Genomic DNA, 20,310 nt, shown 5'->3' with positions numbered 1-20,310 from the left:
TGTCACTAGCAAAACCCTTTATTTTAACAATCACTAAATCAACTGCTCAAATAGTAAACTCTTTGTTTTTACAACGACCTTAAAGCATGCCGATTAGTTTCTAGCCTCCGACATTGTTCTAGATCAAATAGCTAAATCACTAAACTCGTTAAAATAGCCGCTCAATCAATTGCGGAGCGCTGACTGTGATAAATTTACCTAGCTGGGATCAATCTCTGATCAACAAGTACAATATTTCTGGGCCTCGATATACATCTTACCCAACAGCATTGTCTTTAGCTGATGGTTATAACCAACAAGATATGATTAACGCGATTGCGGCATCGAAAAGCCGTTCTTTATCCTTGTATATCCATATCCCTTTTTGCAGTCAGCTTTGTTATTACTGTGGTTGTAATAAAGTAATCACTCGTCATCAATCTAAAGCCGATTTATACCTAGATAATTTAGCGCTTGAAATTGCTGAGCAAGCAACACTTTTTGCCGATTATAAGGTTGAGCAATTGCATTTAGGGGGTGGTACGCCAACGTTCTTATCGGCAGAGCAAATGAGTCGCTTAATGGCATTGGTTGAACAGCATTTTAATTTTGCTGATGATGCCGAGCGCGGTATTGAGATTGACCCTCGCTCTTTAGCTGATGGCATGCTAGTTCATTTACGTAAGCTTGGCTTCAATCGTGTTTCGTTTGGTATTCAAGATTTCAATGATGCTGTGCAACTGGCGGTTAATCGCCCGCAAAGTGTGCAATCTGTAAAAGGCTTGATTAGTGAGGCTCGTGAACTTGGCTTTAAGTCTATTAATGCCGATATGATTTACGGTTTGCCACTGCAAACACCAGAGAGCTTTAAAGAGACGATTGCACAGCTGATAGAGTTAAACCCTGATCGCGTGTCGGTATTTAACTATGCCCACTTACCAGATAGATTCGCAGCACAGCGTAAAATTAAAGACGCTGACTTACCATCTGCGGGCGATAAGCTCACTATGTTCAAAAATACCCTTGAGCAGATGTTAGCGGCGGGTTATCAGTTTATCGGTATGGACCACTTTGCCCGTAAAGACAATGAACTGGCAATTGCACAAAACGCGGGTCAATTACATCGTAATTTCCAAGGTTATACAACGCATGGCCAATGTGACTTATTAGGTTTGGGTGTGTCGTCGATTTCACAAATTGGCAATGCCATTTTACAAAACGAAAAAGAGTTAAAACACTATTACAAAGCCGTGCAAGAAGGCTTTGGCAGTGCAGTCTGTAAAGGTGTTGCTTTAACTGATGACGATACGTTACGTGCCGCAGTGATCAAACAATTGATCTGCCAGTTTGAGCTGGATATTCCTGCAATCGAAAAGCAGTTTAATATCAACTTTGCCAGCTACTTCTGCGAGGCACTACAAGCACTTGACCCGCTACTGGCTGATGGCTTGGTGTCTGTGAGCCAAGAAAAAATCACAGTAACAGCCCGTGGTAATTTATTTATTCGTATTATTTGTATGTGCTTTGATGCGCACCTACAACAACAAATCAAGCAAACTCGTTTCTCACGAGTTATCTAACCCAACAAAAAGCAGAGCCTAGGCTCTGCTTTTTATTTTGCTTAAATCACTGCACGTATGTTTAATTGAATACGACGTTTTCGCTGCCTGGGGCTGCTTTAAACTCTTCAATGATACGTACGCAATCTGCTTTTATCTCATCGCTAAGTTGCTCTTCAGCACGCCAGCGAGTGGTGTCCATTTTAAAAATCTCTTTTTTAGAGTATTTCTTACGGGCATCATGGGTTGGCATGTCTTTAACTACTTCGTACATTTTAAATATGCCTGGGTAGCGCTCACTTAACTCAAACTCTTCTGCAAAGCTGTATTGAGAGATCAGCACCCAAATGCGCAAGCTGCCTTCTGAGAACTCACATTGCTCTTCATTCATTGCACGGGCAATTAAATGAATGCTATCGGCTAACTTTGCATTACGCTTTGTTCTTGATGCCGCAAGCTTTTGCTCATGCTCAGCTTGCTTCTTGGCGATAAGCTTATTTTGCTCTTTTAGTTTATACAGAAGTTGTCCTGCATAAAACGCAAGCCCTGCGATAATTGCCGCACCAATTACGATGGCAATAATCAAGGTTGTGCTCATCGCTCATCCTCATCTTCGTCATCAAACCATTCGTTCGCTAAATCGTCAGATAAGTACTTATCGAAGTCTGATTCACCTTCATCGTAAAAATCATCTTCAAAGTCATCTTCGTACTCGTCTTCATCATCTTCGATACCTAATAGCTCACATAGAGCTTGGTGACGAGCAATACGACTATTAAAGTACTTAGCGTCTTTACCTGTTAGTAACTCGCCACGCTCATGACGTTCTACCAGTTTCAGAAGACGCTCGTCATTTTCTAGCGCTTCTAGCTCTTGCTCTGGCGTTAACTCAGGCTCAGTTACTTTCTTCAGCTCAACCATTGGCTTTAAGTTGCGTTTCATTTCAACTTTTGGCTCAGCCTTAGGCGCAACTAAAGAAATCGGCTTTTTACTACCAACACGCTTATCTTTCGGTTGATTGTTCGCAGCAGTGTTTTCTGCACTTTGTGCATCTGGCGCATTTCGAGACCCAGGTTTAGCACCTTTCGTCTTTTTAACTCGCTGCTCTTTTAACGCGCGCATCTCTCTAAGCTTTTCTTTACTTAGACGTACAGGACCATTCGATGGAATTTTACGCGACTTTTTCTTTCTACTCATATCTTGATCATCTCACTTAAGAGGTTGTGCACAACGCCTGTGTGGCATTGTAATGCTGGCATAACCAGAAGAATTCGATGTGCGGATGTGGTTGGTCAACTTGACGAACTGCGCACTTTTCATACTTTTAGTACAAACGGTGGCTATTGTAACAGGACAAATAAAAAGGCGGTAGAGAAAACATCTCTACCGCCTACTAATCTGAGCGCCAATTATCTGGACACTTCTCCCTTCGACTTTTTAGTCTTTATTATTTTTATTATTATTGTTTTTCCATTTTGTTATTGTTTTAACCTTCCGTGTAGCATTCCATTTTGTTTTTATTATTAAACTTCCATGAGCTTTTATTATTCTCGGTCAATCCTGACGCTTTTTTGTTATTTCCTTTAGGACACCTAACCAGTGTCAACCCCTAAAGACTTGCCGCAATCACTTTCCTTATTACATTGTCCATGTTGTTTTTGCTGTCTCAGCGACAGTGGTTAATTTACTCATTAATAATTTTGTTACAACTAATTTATATAATTTTTCTTACAGATAAGATATTGCAACAAGATCAAATCAACCAATAACAAAGACTTACAATTAAAAGTGAAATAAAAATAAGATTTAGCTTACAGCTCGATATGGTCAATGTCTCACAAGAGTGTGGGATATTTCGACATGGATTAAATACAAAAAAAGCAGCTTGCGCTGCTTTTTTCACACTAATCACATATTACTGCGCAGTATTACTACTGGCAATCAGACTTTAGTGTAAGCCACCTAAGTATTTTGAAAGTACTTCGATGTCTTTGTCTGTTAACTTTTTAGCGATGTCTTGCATCATACCGTTTAAGTCGTTATTACGCGTGCCATCACGGAATTTTTCAAGTTGTGACTTGATGTATTCTGGATGTTGGAACGAAATTTTCGGGAATTTTGCAAGTGATGTACCGTTACCACGTGGACCGTGACACGCAGCACATGCTGGAATACCACGCTCTGCATCACCGGCTTTATAAAGCTGCTGACCAACTTCTACTACATCTTTAGGTGTTGCACCTTCAGACATATTTAAAGAAGAGAAGTAAGCTGCTAGGTCTTTCATGTCTTGATCGCTAAGCGGCATAGCCATACCACTCATTACTGGATCCATACGACCTTCTTTGCCGCCAGATGTCATACCTAATTTCAAATCTTTTAATTGTTTATAGATATAATCTGCGTGTTGGCCTGCAAGCTTAGGGTAGATATTAACCGGCGCATTACCGTCTGGGCCGTGACAAGCCGCACACGTTGCCGATTTCTCTTTACCTGCGTTTACATCGCCATCAAATGCTGTTGCGTTGCTTGCTGACAACGTACCAAGCAATATAGTTAAAGATAGTGCTATTTTTTTCATGGTGAATTCTCTGTTTCCGACCCTGTATCATCTACAATATGGATGTTGTGATTTCTATATTCTACACGATAATAAATTCTCTGGCACGTTTTCTGCCCACATTAAGCTCATAATTTATAGGGATTTGACTTAGATTAAGTTTCTACCTAGTAATTTTCCTAATTCAAAGCCAATTTAGCACGCTTAAATACGCTTTTGAATGCTGCTTTAATAGTATAAAATACGTGCCTTAAGTGGAAATTAGCCACTGTTCGTTATTATTTATAAAAGACTAGGAGAGCCTGTGCTCAAATCTCGTATCAAATACAATACTGCGTCCTTTGTTACCAGCGCACCTGATATCTCACGCTTACCTGCTGATACGGGGATTGAAGTCGCGTTTGCTGGTCGCTCTAATGCGGGTAAATCAAGTGCCCTAAATACGTTAACAGATCAAAAATTAGCACGTACCTCTAAAACACCAGGTCGTACTCAGTTGATCAATACGTTTGAGCTAGATGCCGACAAACGCCTTATCGACTTACCGGGTTATGGTTTTGCGAAAGTGCCTATCGAAATGAAAAAGAAATGGCAAAAATCGCTAGGTGAATACTTACAAAAGCGTCAAAGCTTAAAAGGTATCGTTGTTTTAATGGATATTCGTCATCCGTTAAAAGATTTAGACCGTGACTTAATCGATTGGGCTGTGGGCAGTGAAATACCTGTGCTTGCACTTTTAACTAAAGCCGACAAGCTCAAACAAGGTGCGCGTAAAGCACAAGTTTTACAGGTTCGCCGTGAGTTAAGTAACTTAGAGGGTGATATTACTGTACATGCCTTCTCTTCACTAAAAGGCACAGGTTTACCAGAAGTTGCTAAAAAGCTCGATGAGTGGTTCTTAGGGCCTATTGAAGTTGAAGCACCTGAGTCTGATGACGAACAACCAGAAGCTTAATCGCTTAGGCCAAGTAATAACGCTTGGCTAATGATTCTATATAGTAGCCCTGCTCGTCTGAGCAGGCTATTTCAGCCCACTGATAATAAACATTTCTCGATACCCTCGCAGCCAAGCCATGCGCTAATTGAAGATAAGGCACACTAACCCCCTCAAATTCTCTTAGTAATAGTGGTTGCTTTGCTGATACCAACCATGCACGCTGTAAATTATCGACACAACAAAGTGCACGGCCTTGCTCTGTCTCTTCAAAGCGCCAATCAACAATAATAAAAGGCACATCAATGACGGTGATTGCCATTTTCTCAACAGGTGTTTTTAAAAAGTAACTATCGGCTTCTTTGCAAAGCACAGAGGCAAAGAGTTTTACCATTGCCTCGCGCTTTATTTCACTGCCGGCATAAAACCACAGCCCTTGCGCATCAATCGTTATTGGCAATTGCCCACAATTTTGTGGTTGCCATTGATCAAAAGGTTTATCGGGCGCTTGAAGTGCGGCTTCTAATTCGGCAAGTGATTGCATTACTTTTCTTTATCTAGCGTCAAAGAAAATGTTACAGGTACAGCTGTCGCAATTGATGGTAAACCCGCAAGTTTTTGTAACTCACTAATACCTTCTGTTACTTTGAAGTCACTTGCATTAATAATCACCGGCGTAAACGATGAAACAGTCACATCGCCTTTCGGTGACATATTGGCAAGCACATCTATTGTTAGCTCTTTCTTGTTGCCGTGAAAATCTAATTCAGCTTTCAAACCTTTAAGCACATGTTGACCAGGTTTTAGCGTTAACAGCGCTTTGCTTAAATCCGCAGTTAACACTGCATTAGGAAATTTAGCTGTTTCGAACAACAATTTCGTCATGCGCTCATTACGGATAGGGATCAGGGTTTCAACCGATGTCAGATCGATCATTAACTTAAATTGACCTTGTTCGTTAAGTGTACCCGACACGTTTTTGAAATGATGCGCTTCTGCAACTGAATTCTTTTTGATAGACACAAAGCTCACATTGCTTTGCTCATTATTAACTTGCCAGTTTGCGCTGGCTAAAGGGGCAACTAAAATACTCGATAATGAAAAGGCAGCAATTGCCATAGATTTAAACATAACGCATTCCTTCGAAAGTAAATAAGAATCACTTTGATGGTATCACTTGCGTTAATTTGTGCAATGAATTGTATGATAAGAGAAAGAAAAAGCGACTCACTCAACAAGGAGTGAGTCGGTATAGCAAACTGGGGAGAAGCTATCAATACGTTGCATCCTTTCAGATGCATCATCAACAGGATGTCCTACAGGATGAGGACGGCGCGGACTTTAACAAATACCAGATTAAAAATAAATTGCCGAGCCGCAGAAACAACACAAATTGATAAACAAATAACGAATCACTAAAACCATCTTTTCTTGTTTACCTAAAATTAACATTACAGCAAGCCAATATTTAGGGTAAAGTGAATCAACAGCACGCAAAAATCAGGCTTTTTTAAGGCTTGTTAGTGATAAAAATTGCAGTAGAAGAGTAAAAGGTATGAAAAAAATCCCCTTAATTTTATTTGCTACCTTACTTTTTTTAATAACTCCCTACTGCCATGCCAAAAAAACAACGACACAATACCCGGTAGTTTTAGTTCATGGGTTAATGGGATTCGATAACCTACTCGGCCTCGATTATTTTTATAATATTGCTGAAAGCCTTAGCCAAGATGGTACCTTGGTGTTTACGCCGGCGGTCTCTGCTATTAATAGCTCTGAGGTCCGGGGCGAACAATTACTCACTCACGTAAAAGCAATTTTAGCACTGACAGGCGCCAATAAAGTAAACTTGATTGGTCACAGCCAAGGCGCGCAAACAGTGCGCTACGTTGCATCTGTCAGACCTGATCTGATTGCCTCAGTAACCAGTATTGGCGGTGCAAACTATGGCAGTGGCATTATTGATCTAATTAGTCAAAAGCTACCTGCGAACTCTCAAGCTGAACATACCGCGCGGTTCATATTTGATGGGGTTGGTGGGGTTATTTCACTGCTCTCAGGCCACAGCCAATTACCGCAAGATACACTCGGTGCTTTAAGTAGCTTAAGTACACAGGGCGCTGACGTATTTAATCAAAAATACCCTGAAGGTTTACCAGAAAATAAGTGCGATCAAGGTCAGTTAGTTGCCGAAAATGGCGTGTACTATTTTTCGTGGAGTGGTACAGCAGCACTTAGTAATATACTGGATCCCACCGATTTGCCCATGCTGCTCGGTTCATTACTTATTTTAGGCAAAGATGATGGCCTAATATCACGCTGCAGCAGCCATTTAGGCCACGTAATTAAAGATAATTATGACATGAACCACTTAGATGAGATTAATCAGTTCATTGGTTTACACAATTTTCGCGAAGTTGACCCTATTGAGCTTTATCGTCAACACGTAAAGCGGTTGCAGGAGTTGGGATTATAAACAAGTTAGCAAGTTAGCAAGTTAGCAAGTTAGCAAGTTAGCAAGTTAGCAAGTTAGCAAGTTAGCAAGTTAGCAAGCCTAAATGACTTAGCTTGCGCGTCAAGTAACTCACTAACTTTACTCTTTCCCCTTGTAACTCGCTAACTTTTAAGCTGATAGCTGACAGCTTTCATTTTTTCGCGACTATTAGTGCGCCTGTTGCCAGTTGTCACCGCTGTCGGCTTCAACAATCAGAGGCACATCAAGAGTCGCGGCTTCTGACATTAGCTTACAAATTTCAGCTTTATAGTCGTCAACACACTCTTCTTTAATTTCGAACACTAATTCATCGTGCACTTGCATAAGCAACTTCACTGAACCTTCAGCTTGCGCATTCACCCACTGATGAACTTTTAGCATCGCTTTTTTGATGATATCAGCAGCAGTACCTTGCATTGGCGCGTTTATCGCAGCACGCTCAGCAGCTTTACGACGAGCACCGTTACGGGCATTGATTTCTGGTAAATGTAAACGACGACCAAAAATCGTTTCTACATAGCCTTTATCAGCCGCTTTTTCACGGGTTGTTTCCATGTACTCAAGTACGCCAGGGAAACGCTCGAAGTATTTATCAATATAATGCTGTGCTTCATGACGTGGTACGTCTAATTGACGTGATAAACCAAACGCCGACATGCCATAAATTAAACCAAAGTTAACTGCTTTCGCTTTACGACGCATATCGCTGGTAACCTCTTCAAGGCTAACCCCGAAGACTTCTGCCGCTGTTGCACTGTGTACATCTAAACCATTCGCAAACGCAGTAAGTAGGCCTTTATCTTGTGATAAGTGCGCCATGATACGTAATTCAATTTGGCTGTAATCGGCAGCCACAATTTTATGGCCTGGTGCAGCAATAAAGGCTTCACGAATACGACGACCTTCTTCTGAACGAATTGGAATATTCTGTAAGTTAGGATCCGTTGAACTTAAACGCCCCGTTGCCGTTACTGCTTGATGATAAGAAGTATGCACTCGCTTCGTGCGCTCATTAACCATCAGCGGAAGTTTATCTGTGTAGGTTGATTTAAGTTTAGATAAACCACGGTGCTCAATAATCACTTTTGGTAATGGATAATCATGAGCAAGTTCTTGCAATACTTCTTCTGCCGTCGAAGGTGCACCCTTAGGTGTTTTCTTGATAACAGGCAGCTCAAGCTTTTCAAATAAAATAACTTGCAGCTGCTTAGGTGAACCTAAGTTAAACTTTTCACCAGCCATATCATAGGCTTCTTGCTCAAGCTCTAACAGGCGTTCGCCTAAACGTTGGCTGTGAGCAGCCAGCATGTTGCTATCAATTGCAACACCAGTACGCTCAATATCAGAAAGCACTGTGACAAGTGGTAACTCAATATCTTCGAATACTGACTTCAACTGGCTATCAGCATCAATTTTTGGCCATAACACTTGGTGAAGACGAAGTGTTATATCTGCATCTTCAGCAGCATAAGGCGCAGCTTTTTCTAGCTCAATTTGATTAAAGGTTAACTGCTTCTTACCTTTACCAGCAATATCTTCAAAGCTGATATTTTTGTGACCAAGGTATTTCAGTGCCAACGAGTCCATATCATGGCGGCTGCCTACACTATTAAAGACATACGACTCCAGCATAGTGTCGTATTTAATACCTTTTAACTCAAAGCCAGCATTCGCTAATACGCTTTTATCGTACTTAAGGTTTTGCCCAACTTTCGCTTTATTTTCGTCCGCTAAAATTGGGCCAATTTTTGCCATTACCGTTTCTAGGCTTAATTGCTCAGGCGCATCCGGGTAATCATGAGCAACAGGAATATAAGCCGCTTCACCCGCTTTTACCGCAAAGCTCATACCAACCAATTGTGCTTGCATATAATCAAGGCTGGTTGTTTCAGTATCAAAAGCAAATAATTCTGCGTCGTTTAACTGCGCCACTAAGGTATCAAGTTGCTCTTCGGTTAAAATCGTTTCGTAATGCGCATCAGCGACTTTTGGTAGTTCATTTGCTTCTGTTGGCACATCTAAATGCGTGTCAGCATCTTTAGGATTATCAAGTAGCTCAGCTAACCAACGACGGAACTCACATTCCCCATAAAGTGCAATCAGTTCATCACGGTTAGGCTCTTGCAACTTAAAGGTTTCAAGATCTGACTCAACCTCAACATCACACTTAATTGTTGCTAATTCATAGCTAAGTGGCAGATGATCCAGCGCTGCGGCAAGTTTTTCACCAATCTTACCTTTGATCTCACCAGCATGGTCCATTACACCTTGTAATGATCCATATTTTTGTAGCCATTTCACCGCTGTTTTAGGACCACAACCATCAACACCAGGGATGTTATCGACTTTGTCACCCATTAAAGCTAAGTAATCAATGATCAGCTCAGGGCCAACGCCAAATTTTTCAACCACGGTTTCAGGATCTGAAATGCTATCTGTCATGGTGTTGATCAGCGTGACATGTTCATTAACAAGTTGCGCCATATCTTTATCGCCAGTCGAGATCAGTACATGACGTTGCTGCTCTGAAGCAATACGCGCAAAGGTACCAATAACATCATCAGCTTCAACACCTTCAATACTAATCAGCGGGAAGCCCATTGCTTTAATAATGTTATGCAGTGGTGCGATCTGTGTGCGTAAGTCATCCGGCATAGGTGGACGATTCGCTTTGTATTCGCTGTACATGTCATTTCTGAAGGTTTTACCTTTGGCATCAAAGACCACCACCATATGTGACGGATCATATTGCTTGATCAAACTCTTAAGCATATTCACTACGCCATAGATTGCGCCTGTCGCTTCACCTTTTGAATTAGTTAGGTGCGGTGGCGAATGATATGCACGGAATAAATACGAAGAACCATCTACAAGAATAAGTGGATTTTCAGGGATCTGAGCCATGGTGAAATTGGATCCTAATTGAATAACATTAAATTGTTTGTAAGCATGCCATAAGGCTTTAAAGAAAACGACTGTGAATTATTAACCAATAATTGTTTCTTCAATAGCAAGCTGTGGATAACTTTGTAGATAACAAACACAGATAAACCTCCCGAAATGTAAAAACATTTAGGAAATTTTAATAAGTTCATGTTTTGATTTAAAAAAGATATTACGACGTTCTTTTTTTATTATTTTTGTCCGATGTGGAAAACGGTTTTAGCAGCGATAACCTTTTGCTTATTCGAAACCGAATTAACATCCCTTTTCATAACCGGAGGAGTATTCTAGCATAATGGATCAAAGATCATAGCGATCCTTTATACTTTTTTTTTCGTTAGTAATTTAGAAAAAGGCATAAACAGCTATTCATCATGCTTTGCGAGTTATTAAGCGGCGAAATTTTTTATTTTGTAGGCTGACTCGTATCCTTGTTAAACTAAAGCAAGTCGCATTAAGGAGAGTTCTAAAATGAAAAAAGTTGCTGTAATTTTAGCAGGTTGCGGTGTTTATGACGGCGCCGAAATCAACGAAGCTGTATTAACCTTATTACATATCGCAAAAGCTGGCGCGAGCTATGAATGCTTTGCACCCGATATCGAACAAATGCACACCATTAATCACTTAACCGGTGAAGAAATGACACCTAACCGTAATGTGTTAGTTGAAGCTGCGCGTATTGCTCGTGGTGAAATTAAAGCCCTTACAGAGCTAGATGTGAATGAGTTCGACGCCTTGATCGTACCAGGTGGCTTTGGGGCCGCGAAAAACCTATCAGATTTTGCCGTTAAAGGCGCAGATGCCCAAGTTCAAAGTGATGTACTTACCACTGCTAAAGCCTTTGTCGATGCCAATAAAGCGGCTGGGTATATTTGCATTGCCCCTGCCATGCTGCCACTTATTTATGGCAAGGGTGTCAAAACCACCATTGGTAACGACGCAGATACAGCAGCAGCAATCGAGCAGCTAGGCGGTGCACATCAAAACTGTGCAGTGAATGATGTTGTTGTTGATCAGCAGCATAAAGTCGTCACAACCCCTGCTTATATGTTGGCACAAAGCATTTTAGATGCTGACGCAGGTATCGAAAAATTAGTCAACAAAGTGTTAGAACTCGCTTAATCATCGGGCAAAAAGCCAGCTACTAATGCAGGCTTTTCTTGCGCTAACGCAAAAAAATGACGGTTTTTCTCAAGAAAAAGCCTTTTAGATCATTTTATAAATTGTGGCTTAGCGTTATAATCGTTCTAATTTCCGTCAGATATCGTGATTGATCACGTTCAAATCGAAGTGAGCAAGGCAAAATGAAAAAACTATCAGCTGCATTATTACTGCTAGCAACAACGGCATATGCACAAGCATATGACAACTCTTTGACTGAAGACGCAATTAAAAAGCGTCTAGCGCCAATTGGTTCTGTATATCTAGAAGGTGATAAAGCTGCGGCCGCTGCTGAACCTACAGGTCCTCGTTCTGGTGAACAAGTTTACCAAGCAGCATGTTTTGCATGTCATGGTACTGGCGCACTAGGTGCACCTAAATCAGCTGATGATTGGGCTCCTCGTATCGCTAAAGGTAAAGATACACTTTTAAACCACGCGCTTAACGGTTTCAACGCGATGCCTCCTAAAGGTACGTGTATGGATTGTTCTGAAGATGAAATCAGCGCTGCTATCGATTTCATGACTAGCAAGTAACAGTCTAAAAACTAATACTAAGGGCTTAATTTTATTAAGCCCTTTTTTTGTGCCTGTTTTTAACCGCTAGGCTAAGGCTGTAGCCAAATTAACCCCATCATAAATTACTATTTTGTTAACACCTGTTACTTGACGATCTAATAAAAAAGTGGAACTATAAAGGACGAAATTTAAACAATAATAAGATCTGGTTCTAAATCATTGGAAGATTCAGCAACACACATTGATAAGCTAGAGCGAAAAAATGCTCGCTTAAAATCGCTTTTACAAAAGTATAAGCAATCACATCACTTGCAACATGCTCTTTTACAATTATCAGAGCAAGCAAGCACTGTTGCCGAATTAACCCTACTCTACCCTGCTATTCATAACATTCTGCAAGACTACATTCCGAGCAGAAACTTCTTCGTTGTGTTACATAACCCGGTTTACGATAACCTTGAGTTATCTTACTTTGCCGATGAAAAAGATGGCCTTTCAGTACCGTTAAAATATGAGCAGTACTTTAAAGAAGGCCTTACGGGTTATGTATTTAAGCACGGTAAAACCAGCTACTTTACCAAACAGCAAACAGAGCAAGCACTAGAACAAGGTTTATTTAAAGCGTTTGGTACACCTGCCGAGCATTGGGTTGGCGTGCCCGTTTACCGTGAGCAAGTCATTATTGGCGTCATGGTCGCGCAAAGTTACGACAAAAAACAAGGCTATTCAGAGCAGCAAATTGAATTGCTAGAAGCGATGTCATTATATTTGGCAACAGCGATTGAACGAGTTAAAAAACGTGAGCTGCTTGAGTCTGAAGTTAAAATTCGCACCCGTGCTCTGACACAAAGCAACCAAGCTTTAAACGACGAAATTCAACAACGTAAAAATGCCCTCGACCGCCAGCAAATCCTGTTCAAAATCTCGGAGCTAGCAACACAAAGTAAAAACCTCGACGATGTATATCAGCATGTCCATAACATTATAAAAACCATTACCTATGCAGATAACTTATACATTGCCCTATACGATGAACAATCGCACTGGCTGAGTTTTCCTTACTGCGTCGATGAATTTAATGATAATGCTCTGCCGCGGCCTTTCGCTAAAGGTTACAGTGAACTGGTGCTCAGCACTGAAAAGTGCCAAGTCATAGACAGTGAAAGAGCAAAAGAACTTATCAAGTTAGGCGTAGTAGAAAGGCCTGTTAATGTACCACCAGAGCGTACCGCCACGAGTTGGTTAGGCGCGCCGCTGAAAACTTCGCAAGGTGTTATCGGTCTCATTGTTTGCCAAGCTTACAATAATAAGCATGAGTTTAGTCAGGATGACTGTGAGTTAATCACCTTTGTCTCGCATCAGATAGCTAACGTTATTCAAACCCACTTGGCCAACCAAGAGTTAAAACTTAGTCACCAAAAACTTGAGCATCGTGTTACTGAAAAAACCAAAGAACTTCGCCAAGCCAATATGCATCTGCAAATGCAAATTGAAGAGCGTAAAAAAATAGAACAACAGCTGTATCACGATGCACACCATGACTCACTGACGAGTTTACCGAATCGCAGTTTATTCTTAACTCAACTTGAAAAAACATTGCAGCATTACCAGCGCTACCCAGAGCAGCAGTTTGCAGTGTTATTTATTGACCTCGATAAATTTAAAGACATCAACGATCACCTTGGTCACCAAGCAGGCGATCAATTTTTAATTGGTGTTGCCGAGTCTTTCTCGCATTGTATTCGTGAGCACGACCTACTCGCGCGCTTAGGTGGTGATGAATTTGTGGTGTTGCTAACTCACTTAACTGAGCAACAGCAAGCCCAAGATGTTGCTAAGCGTATCATCGAAATAATGAGAAAACCTTTCTGTATGAAAGGTCAGTGCATACAAAGTGGCGCCAGTATCGGTATTACCTACTCGAAACCAAGCTACAAGCACACCGATGAAATTATTCGCGATGCCGACGCCGCCATGTATTACGCGAAAAATGCAGGCCGTAATCGCTTTGAATGTTTCCATCCGCTGCTTAATGCAAGCAATGTCCAGCATGATGCTGACAATATGCATCACTTAGATGATTTGCCTATGCACTTTAGAAGTGCCGAAATCATTACCTTGGATGAGCAAACTCGCGAAGAATCTTTACTCGAAGCATTTGGCGAGCACCCTGTACTTGGCAGCACCAGCTTTGAAGTGCTCAAGAAGTTTGCGACCGATAGAGTTCAGCACTTTGAAGTTGAACTCAGCCTACTGAAACAAGCCTTTACCCTAGCAAGCAACAGCAAACTCGAAAAAGTCCTGTTTCCTTGTTCTGGATTAGTGCTAGAGCGTATTAATTTTCAAGCACTGTGTAAGTTATTAAAAGCCCATGATGCAAATAGAATGTGTCTATTATTCAACGAACAAGAAATTCGTTACGCATCAGCGGTGCAAATTGAAAATTTAAAAAACCTGGTCGCTCAAGGGTTTTCAATTGGTTTGAATGAGTTTGCCAAAGATCGCTGTGAGTTAAACTTACTAACTGAGTTCCAATTCGATTACTTGTTATTAAGTTCAACGTTCAGTAAGCGTGTACTACAGCAAGAAAACTATCACTTACAATTGCAAGGTGTACTAGCGATTACTAAGCTGCAAAATATCCAAGTAATCGCGAAAGGCCCGTCGATTTTTAACTACCGCACATTACTCGATAAGCACGGATTGTCGTTGTTTATTGGTAAGCAACATGCGCTGGCGCCCTTCGAACACGAAGCACCAAGCGCACAATTTATTACTTCTTAAGCATCGCTCTTAAGTTAGCTACACGGGCTTGGCCTTTTTCCATACGCTCAGCCTGTGAAGACGGTGGCTTTTTCGCTTCAAAGGCTAAGTCATCTTGTGGTAACTCTTGCACAAAACGACTGAGCTCAGTATCTGACGTTTCACCAAATTGACGACGTAACTTAGCATAGGTCATTACCAACTCTTGCTGAGCACGCGTTATACCTACATAAGCGAGACGACGCTCTTCTTCAACGTTATCTTCATCGATACTGACTTGGTGTGGTAATAGACCTTCTTCCATGCCAACCATAAACACATACGGATACTCCAAGCCTTTTGACGCATGCAGCGTTAGTAATTGTACCGCGTCAGATTCGTCTTCTTCTTCGTTACGCTCAAGCATATCGCGCAGGGTCAGTTTACTGACCACTTCAGCAAGGTTCAGCGGTGGATTATCTGCATCCCCTGTTAGCATGTCGGTGATCCAACGATAAAGCTCTGACACGTTTTTCATGCGCATTTCAGCGGCTTTTGCACTCGGTGATGACTCATATAGGTAAGCTTCGTAGTTAATTTGCCTAACTAACTCTTTCACAGCTTCAAGGGTATCGCCGCGTACCGCATTATCAGAAAGCTCAACCACCCAACGAGCAAAGCCAGCTAAGGCATTAAAACCACGGCCTTTTAAGCGGTGTGCAAGTTCAGGTTCAAAACAGGCTGCAAATAAACTGATGTGCTTTTCATTAGCAAGCGTACCTAACTTTTCCAAAGTGACCGTACCAATTTCACGACGTGGCGTATTAACAATACGTAAAAAGGCATTGTCGTCATCTTGGTTCACCAATAGGCGTAAATACGCCATGATATCTTTAATTTCTGAACGCGAGAAAAATGACATGCCGCCGCTGATCTTATAAGGAATACGGTTGCTCATAAGTGCTTTTTCAAACACCCGCGCTTGGTGATTACCACGATATAGAATCGCGTAATCTTTATAGCTGGTGCGCTTCATGAATTTATGAGAAATGATTTCTGCGACCACTCGCTCAGATTCATGCTCTTCATCACGACAACCAATCACTTTGATAGGCTCACCATAGCCAAGCTCACTGAATAGTTTTTTATCAAACTCGTGAGGGTTGTTGGCAATTAAAATATTTGCCGCTTTAAGAATTCGTCCAGCACTTCGGTAATTTTGCTCAAGCTTAATTAAACGTAAGCCCGGAAAATCTTTACTCAATAGCACAAGATTTTGTGGCTTAGCACCACGCCAAGAGTAAATAGATTGGTCGTCATCACCTACCACGGTAAAACGAGCTCGCTCACCCACTAATAGCTTAACCAGCTGATACTGACTGGTGTTGGTATCTTGATACTCATCCACCAGCAAGTAACGAAAACGCTGTTGCCAACGCTCACGCGCTGTGGCGTTTTGGCTTAGTAACAAAGTAGGGATCATGATCAGATCATCAAAATCAAGGGCATTATAAGCACGTAGTTGATTTTGATAACGCGCATACAGCTGAGCAAATAAGGCTTTTTGCGGCTCACGGGCTTCACGAACGGCACGCTCTGGTAGAATCAATTCGTTCTTCCAGTTACCTATTTGCATTTTTAATAGGTTGAGTAAGTCTTTGTCTTTTTTTAGTTCTTCTTCGGTCAGCTCGGCTAGTAACTGGTTGGTATCTTGATCATCAAACAACGAAAAACCGGGTTTAAAACCTAGTGTCGTTAACTCTTTTTTGATGATCTCAAGCCCAAGGGTATGAAACGTTGAAACCCATAAGCCTTTCGACTCTTGCTTGCCGAGTGTTTGCGTAACACGCTCGCGCATTTCTTTTGCAGCTTTATTGGTAAAGGTTACCGCCGCAATATTGCGCGCTTGATACTCACACTTTTGCACTAAGTAAGCGATTTTATTGGTAATAACACGCGTTTTACCAGAGCCCGCACCGGCTAATACCAGACACGGTCCACTGATATACTTTACCGCTTCATCTTGTTTTGGGTTGAGTTTCATAAGCCCCTAAAGAAATTATCCAAAGACAGGACGGGCAATTTTACCGTAATCACTACACTACGCCTAGCCAATAAGGTAAGATTGTTTTTTTACGTGACTCAAGGGACGAAGATGATCAACCCAGCAAAACTTGAAGAAATCGCTAAGCAAATTACTGATAACATGCCACAAGGCGTAAAAAACCTTGCTGATACAATTGAAGGCAAAACTAAGCAAGCTATTCAAAACAAACTTGCTGAGATGGACTTTGTAAGCCGTGATGAGTTTGATATTCAAAGCCAAGTACTTATTCGTACTCGTGAAAAACTCACTGAGCTTGAAGAGAAAGTGGCTTTACTTGAGCAGCAACTTGCTAGCAAACAAGACGAACAATAAAAAAGGAGAGCGAATTAGCTCTCCTTTTTTCAATCTACTTCGGAATTAGCTTTTTTCAGCAATACGTTCAAATACACGCTTAACTGCCGTGCCATAAGTATCACTTGCTTCTTCTGCACAGGTCACAACCGACTCTAAGTCATTAAGGTGACCATTCGCTAAGCCATACACCCAACCATGAATTGTTAACTCTTGGCCTTTCGCCCAAGCGTCTTGCACAATGTTGGTACGGCACACGTTACGTACTTGTTCAATAACGTTTAATTCGATCAAACTGTTTAAACGCTCTTTTTCAGGTAATGCATTAAGCTGTTCGATGTGTTTTTCTTTTACATCACCTACATGGCGTAACCAGTTATCAATTAAACCAAAACGCGCTTCGTTTAATACTGCTTGAACACCACCACAGCCATAGTGACCAACGACCATGATGTGCTTCACTTTAAGCACTTCAACAGCGTATTGCATTACTGAAAGACAGTTATGATCAGTATGAACAACAACATTTGCCACGTTACGGTGAACAAATAGCTCACCCGGTAATAAGTCTACGATTTCGTTTGCAGGTACACGCGAGTCAGAACAACCGATCCACAAGTACTCTGGATTTTGCTGCATTGATAGAATTTTAAAAAACTCAGGATCATTTTCACTCGTACGCGCTGCCCAACGTCTATTATTTTCGAATAAATTTTTTAACTTTCTCATTGCGCCTCTTTACGGTTTTTAATAATTAGCTTGGATCAAGATATTCCTTGGTGTCAGCTGCTTTTCGCAAAACGTACTAACCGTTACTTGATACCCTTGTTGTTGCAAATATAAAGCACGATCGAGCACGAGCCAAACTTCAATTGCCCTTCTGAACACATGTCGGACGAGTTCAACTCGCTCAGTAACCCTTTTGCGCTTTTTACCTATCTCTAAAAATTTATTGTAATCAATGCCTTCCGGTAAATTTAATGATTTCTTCTCAGCAGCCCAAAAACAAAATGAGCCAAAAGAATCAGAGAAGATCGCTTTGTTCACTGATGGCACACTCACATAGTGCATTTCACCGGTCAATGTTTTACGTAACGCATCAAATCCAAGACGCCATTCAACTTCTGTTTTTCTGACCTTATCAACTCGACTCGGTGCCGTTACGGTTTCTTGCAGCGCCAGTTTTAAATCGCGATGAGTTAGCGCAAGTTGGCTTTGCTTGGCAGGCTCGCTCATTGCTTGATAAGCGTTATCTGTGAATAAATGATAACAGCATGGTGAAAAACTGATTTGCTGAGTTTTCGCTTTGCTTGCTTGCTGCATAAATGTTTGATGTAAACGACCACAGGCATGTAAAGCAACTGCATGCTGCTGGCTTTCAAAAAAGTCATCAGTGTCATCGGTTAATACATCAGCTTGTGAAAACTGCATCGCCAATTGCTGTTGTGTTGCACTGTGTTGACCTTGGTCGCACAAGTGTTGTTGCAGCTCAATGCTATGTACACGTGGCGCTCCATTGAATGCCAACATACGCCCTAAATGCCCTTTACCTGCGCACCACTCTAAAACAGGCTGGTTTAATGACTGCTGACTAATCGCCGCAACAAAGTCTTGTAGTTGCTCAAATTTACGACCTTTAATGCCATTACTTATCCAAAACGGAAATTCTGTACGTGCTAAATTGATAGCTGGTAACTCACAAAGCTGAGCCAACTGGTCGATACCCTCAATTACCTCAGCAAAATAACGATATAAGGCCTGCTGATCGGCATCAAGCTCACTCACTTGTTGGTCATCAAGCGCCCATAATAAATCGGCTAATTCAGGCCAGGGAAGATCATCAAAATCAAATGCGGTACATTGCCAGTATTGGCGGGTTGAAAATAGCAGTGCATCTAAAGCTGCAAAGTGCTCGGCAAGTGTCATAACTACTTAGCGACAAGAAATAAAAAGCAGTATAACAGTTTTTATCTTATTTAACGTCGGTTACTGCTGATCAAACGAATGTACAATGGCACACACGCAATACTTAAGATGATGGCAAGGATCAGCATCCACGATAATTCAATGCCTTCTGTTTGCTGTTGATCATACATAAAGCCATCAAAAGCCTGATCAAATTCATCCTGATCTAAGCCATATAAATCTGCAATCAAGCGCCACTTTGCCATCGACATATTGCCAAGATTAATGCCCGGAGGTTGAATGTAGCTTGCCAAAACATGGGCTTCGTAGGCCAGCTCTTGTACGCTTTTATGGCTGGCATAATGCTGCTTGGTCACATCAATGCTTTCTTCTAAGTGTAATAAGGCATACCGCCACCCTTTTAGGGTTGCACGATAAAAGCGTTCTACAACCTCAGGCTTTTTCGCTAAAAATTGCTCTGAGGTATATAAAATATCGCCATACACATTCAAACCAAACTTTTGCGGGCAAATGAGTCGGTGACCGGCTCCTTGTAATGTCATCGTGTAAGGCTCATTGGTGACATACACTTGCACCGCATCTAAATCACCGGCAAGCCACTCTTTAACGCCGCCTTCATGGCTAGCTGCCATCAAGCTTTCTAGGCTCAGTCCTGCACGCTGTAACATCACCAGTAACTCAGCATTTTCTATTGAACCGATTTTACTTAGCTTCTTACCAGCAAAGTCTCTAGGCTGAAAAATATCTGAGTTATTTTTTACCATCCAGCAGTAAGGCGAAAACTGCAGTATGGCTCCTAGGGCGACAACCGGAGCGCCTTGCTGACGCTTTTGTAATATGCCTGAGTGAGTAATGGCAAAGTCGGCTTTACCGCTTAGTACTTTAGGGAAGGTATCTGGATGGTTTGGATCAGCAGGAATAATAGAGACATCAAGGCCTGCCTCCTTATAAAAGCCTTTTTCTGCAGCCATATAATAGCCTGCAAATTGAAACTGGTGAGTCCATTTTAACTGTAAGCTAACTTTATCAGCACACTGTGCGCTCATAGAAAGCATTAAACAGATTAACCCTAGTAGGCTTTTTATACCTTGCACGC

General features: G+C 41.5%; 17 protein-coding genes. 7 read left to right on the top strand and 10 right to left on the bottom strand.

The features are described from left to right. Positions 1–185 precede the first annotated feature (185 nt). Positions 186–1,559 (top strand): oxygen-independent coproporphyrinogen III oxidase, encoded by a 1,374-nt coding sequence (gene hemN, locus CWC28_RS05660; protein WP_063702820.1) that lies wholly within the window; start codon positions 186–188, stop codon positions 1,557–1,559. Positions 1,560–1,620: 61 nt separating this feature from the next. Here the strand turns inward: hemN and CWC28_RS05655 are convergent, their stop codons facing one another. From CWC28_RS05655 to CWC28_RS05645, 3 genes are all read right to left on the bottom strand, one after another. Continuing rightward, positions 1,621–2,136 (bottom strand): DUF2489 domain-containing protein, encoded by a 516-nt coding sequence (locus tag CWC28_RS05655; protein ID WP_063702822.1) that lies wholly within the window; start codon positions 2,134–2,136, stop codon positions 1,621–1,623. Next, positions 2,133–2,735, bottom strand: a complete 603-nt coding sequence (gene yihI / locus CWC28_RS05650; RefSeq protein WP_105180098.1) for a Der GTPase-activating protein YihI — start codon at positions 2,733–2,735, stop codon at positions 2,133–2,135. Before yihI ends, CWC28_RS05655 begins: the two co-directional genes overlap by 4 nt. 751 nt (positions 2,736–3,486) lie before the next feature. Next, positions 3,487–4,119: a c-type cytochrome gene (locus CWC28_RS05645; protein WP_063702826.1), complete on the bottom strand. Its 633-nt coding sequence runs from the start codon at positions 4,117–4,119 to the stop codon at positions 3,487–3,489. A 283-nt stretch (positions 4,120–4,402) separates the two neighbouring features. On the opposite strand from CWC28_RS05645, the gene yihA reads away from it, so the two are divergent. Next, positions 4,403–5,053, top strand: a complete 651-nt coding sequence (yihA, locus tag CWC28_RS05640; RefSeq protein WP_063702828.1) for a ribosome biogenesis GTP-binding protein YihA/YsxC — start codon at positions 4,403–4,405, stop codon at positions 5,051–5,053. 4 nt (positions 5,054–5,057) lie between these two features. Here yihA and CWC28_RS05635 read toward each other — a convergent pair whose 3' ends face one another. Together CWC28_RS05635 and CWC28_RS05630 are read right to left on the bottom strand one after the other, a co-directional pair. After that, complete coding sequence (locus CWC28_RS05635; protein ID WP_063702830.1) at positions 5,058–5,576, bottom strand: DUF1285 domain-containing protein; 519 nt, start codon at positions 5,574–5,576, stop codon at positions 5,058–5,060. Next, positions 5,576–6,163: a YceI family protein gene (locus CWC28_RS05630; RefSeq protein ID WP_119853893.1), complete on the bottom strand. Its 588-nt coding sequence runs from the start codon at positions 6,161–6,163 to the stop codon at positions 5,576–5,578. Before CWC28_RS05630 ends, CWC28_RS05635 begins: the two co-directional genes overlap by 1 nt. Positions 6,164–6,587: 424 nt before the next feature. Here CWC28_RS05630 and CWC28_RS05625 point away from each other — a divergent pair, with 424 nt between their 5' ends. After that, the gene (locus CWC28_RS05625; protein ID WP_063702834.1) at positions 6,588–7,508 is read left to right on the top strand and encodes a lipase family alpha/beta hydrolase; all 921 of its coding nucleotides are present in this window, start codon (positions 6,588–6,590) and stop codon (positions 7,506–7,508) included. 186 nt (positions 7,509–7,694) lie between these two features. Here the strand turns inward: CWC28_RS05625 and polA are convergent, their stop codons facing one another. After that, entirely contained in the window at positions 7,695–10,430 is a 2,736-nt protein-coding gene (gene polA / locus CWC28_RS05620) for a DNA polymerase I (RefSeq protein WP_063702836.1), read from the bottom strand. A gap of 510 nt (positions 10,431–10,940) precedes the next feature. On the opposite strand from polA, the gene elbB reads away from it, so the two are divergent. From elbB to CWC28_RS05605, 3 genes are all read left to right on the top strand, one after another. Beyond that, positions 10,941–11,591, top strand: coding sequence for an isoprenoid biosynthesis glyoxalase ElbB (gene elbB / locus CWC28_RS05615; protein ID WP_063702837.1), 651 nt, complete (start codon positions 10,941–10,943; stop codon positions 11,589–11,591). Positions 11,592–11,773: 182 nt separating this feature from the next. Beyond that, complete coding sequence (locus CWC28_RS05610) at positions 11,774–12,166, top strand: c-type cytochrome (protein ID WP_063702839.1); 393 nt, start codon at positions 11,774–11,776, stop codon at positions 12,164–12,166. Positions 12,167–12,367: 201 nt separating this feature from the next. Then, positions 12,368–14,932, top strand: a complete 2,565-nt coding sequence (locus CWC28_RS05605; protein WP_063702841.1) for a bifunctional diguanylate cyclase/phosphodiesterase — start codon at positions 12,368–12,370, stop codon at positions 14,930–14,932. Here the strand turns inward: CWC28_RS05605 and rep are convergent. Next, complete coding sequence (gene rep / locus CWC28_RS05600; protein WP_063702843.1) at positions 14,922–16,934, bottom strand: DNA helicase Rep; 2,013 nt, start codon at positions 16,932–16,934, stop codon at positions 14,922–14,924. The two genes, CWC28_RS05605 and rep, sit on opposite strands and share 11 nt — an antisense overlap. A 111-nt stretch (positions 16,935–17,045) precedes the next feature. Here rep and ubiK point away from each other — a divergent pair, with 111 nt between their 5' ends. Continuing rightward, positions 17,046–17,309 (top strand): ubiquinone biosynthesis accessory factor UbiK, encoded by a 264-nt coding sequence (gene ubiK / locus CWC28_RS05595; RefSeq protein ID WP_036971505.1) that lies wholly within the window; start codon positions 17,046–17,048, stop codon positions 17,307–17,309. Positions 17,310–17,354: 45 nt separating this feature from the next. Here ubiK and can read toward each other — a convergent pair whose 3' ends face one another. From can to CWC28_RS05580, 3 genes are read right to left on the bottom strand one after another with little or no spacing between them, the layout of a single operon-like run. Then, positions 17,355–18,017 (bottom strand): carbonate dehydratase, encoded by a 663-nt coding sequence (can, locus tag CWC28_RS05590; protein WP_063702845.1) that lies wholly within the window; start codon positions 18,015–18,017, stop codon positions 17,355–17,357. Positions 18,018–18,035: 18 nt separating this feature from the next. After that, positions 18,036–19,214 carry a methyltransferase gene (locus tag CWC28_RS05585; protein WP_063702847.1) on the bottom strand — a complete coding sequence of 393 codons (1,179 nt, stop codon included), beginning with the start codon at positions 19,212–19,214 and terminating at the stop codon, positions 18,036–18,038. A 50-nt stretch (positions 19,215–19,264) separates the two neighbouring features. Further along, positions 19,265–20,269 (bottom strand): ABC transporter substrate-binding protein, encoded by a 1,005-nt coding sequence (locus CWC28_RS05580; RefSeq protein WP_171038292.1) that lies wholly within the window; start codon positions 20,267–20,269, stop codon positions 19,265–19,267. Between the last annotated feature and the right edge of the window lie 41 nt (positions 20,270–20,310).

This window comes from Pseudoalteromonas sp. S4492 (assembly GCF_005886115.1).
GTDB lineage: Bacteria > Pseudomonadota > Gammaproteobacteria > Enterobacterales > Alteromonadaceae > Pseudoalteromonas > Pseudoalteromonas gelatinilytica.
This window is presented reverse-complemented; position numbering and strand designations above follow the sequence as displayed.

Coding starts and splice junctions, on each gene's coding strand:
- CWC28_RS05625 (WP_063702834.1), top strand. CDS start 6,588: ATGAAAAAAATCCCCTTAATTTTATTTGCTACCTTACTTTTTTTAATA.
- CWC28_RS05580 (WP_171038292.1), bottom strand. CDS start 20,269: ATGCTTTCTATGAGCGCACAGTGTGCTGATAAAGTTAGCTTACAGTTA.
- CWC28_RS05635 (WP_063702830.1), bottom strand. CDS start 5,576: ATGCAATCACTTGCCGAATTAGAAGCCGCACTTCAAGCGCCCGATAAA.
- CWC28_RS05645 (WP_063702826.1), bottom strand. CDS start 4,119: ATGAAAAAAATAGCACTATCTTTAACTATATTGCTTGGTACGTTGTCA.
- rep (WP_063702843.1), bottom strand. CDS start 16,934: ATGAAACTCAACCCAAAACAAGATGAAGCGGTAAAGTATATCAGTGGA.
- yihI (WP_105180098.1), bottom strand. CDS start 2,735: ATGAGTAGAAAGAAAAAGTCGCGTAAAATTCCATCGAATGGTCCTGTA.
- CWC28_RS05655 (WP_063702822.1), bottom strand. CDS start 2,136: ATGAGCACAACCTTGATTATTGCCATCGTAATTGGTGCGGCAATTATC.
- elbB (WP_063702837.1), top strand. CDS start 10,941: ATGAAAAAAGTTGCTGTAATTTTAGCAGGTTGCGGTGTTTATGACGGC.
- can (WP_063702845.1), bottom strand. CDS start 18,017: ATGAGAAAGTTAAAAAATTTATTCGAAAATAATAGACGTTGGGCAGCG.
- CWC28_RS05610 (WP_063702839.1), top strand. CDS start 11,774: ATGAAAAAACTATCAGCTGCATTATTACTGCTAGCAACAACGGCATAT.
- CWC28_RS05630 (WP_119853893.1), bottom strand. CDS start 6,163: ATGTTTAAATCTATGGCAATTGCTGCCTTTTCATTATCGAGTATTTTA.
- CWC28_RS05585 (WP_063702847.1), bottom strand. CDS start 19,214: ATGACACTTGCCGAGCACTTTGCAGCTTTAGATGCACTGCTATTTTCA.
- ubiK (WP_036971505.1), top strand. CDS start 17,046: ATGATCAACCCAGCAAAACTTGAAGAAATCGCTAAGCAAATTACTGAT.
- polA (WP_063702836.1), bottom strand. CDS start 10,430: ATGGCTCAGATCCCTGAAAATCCACTTATTCTTGTAGATGGTTCTTCG.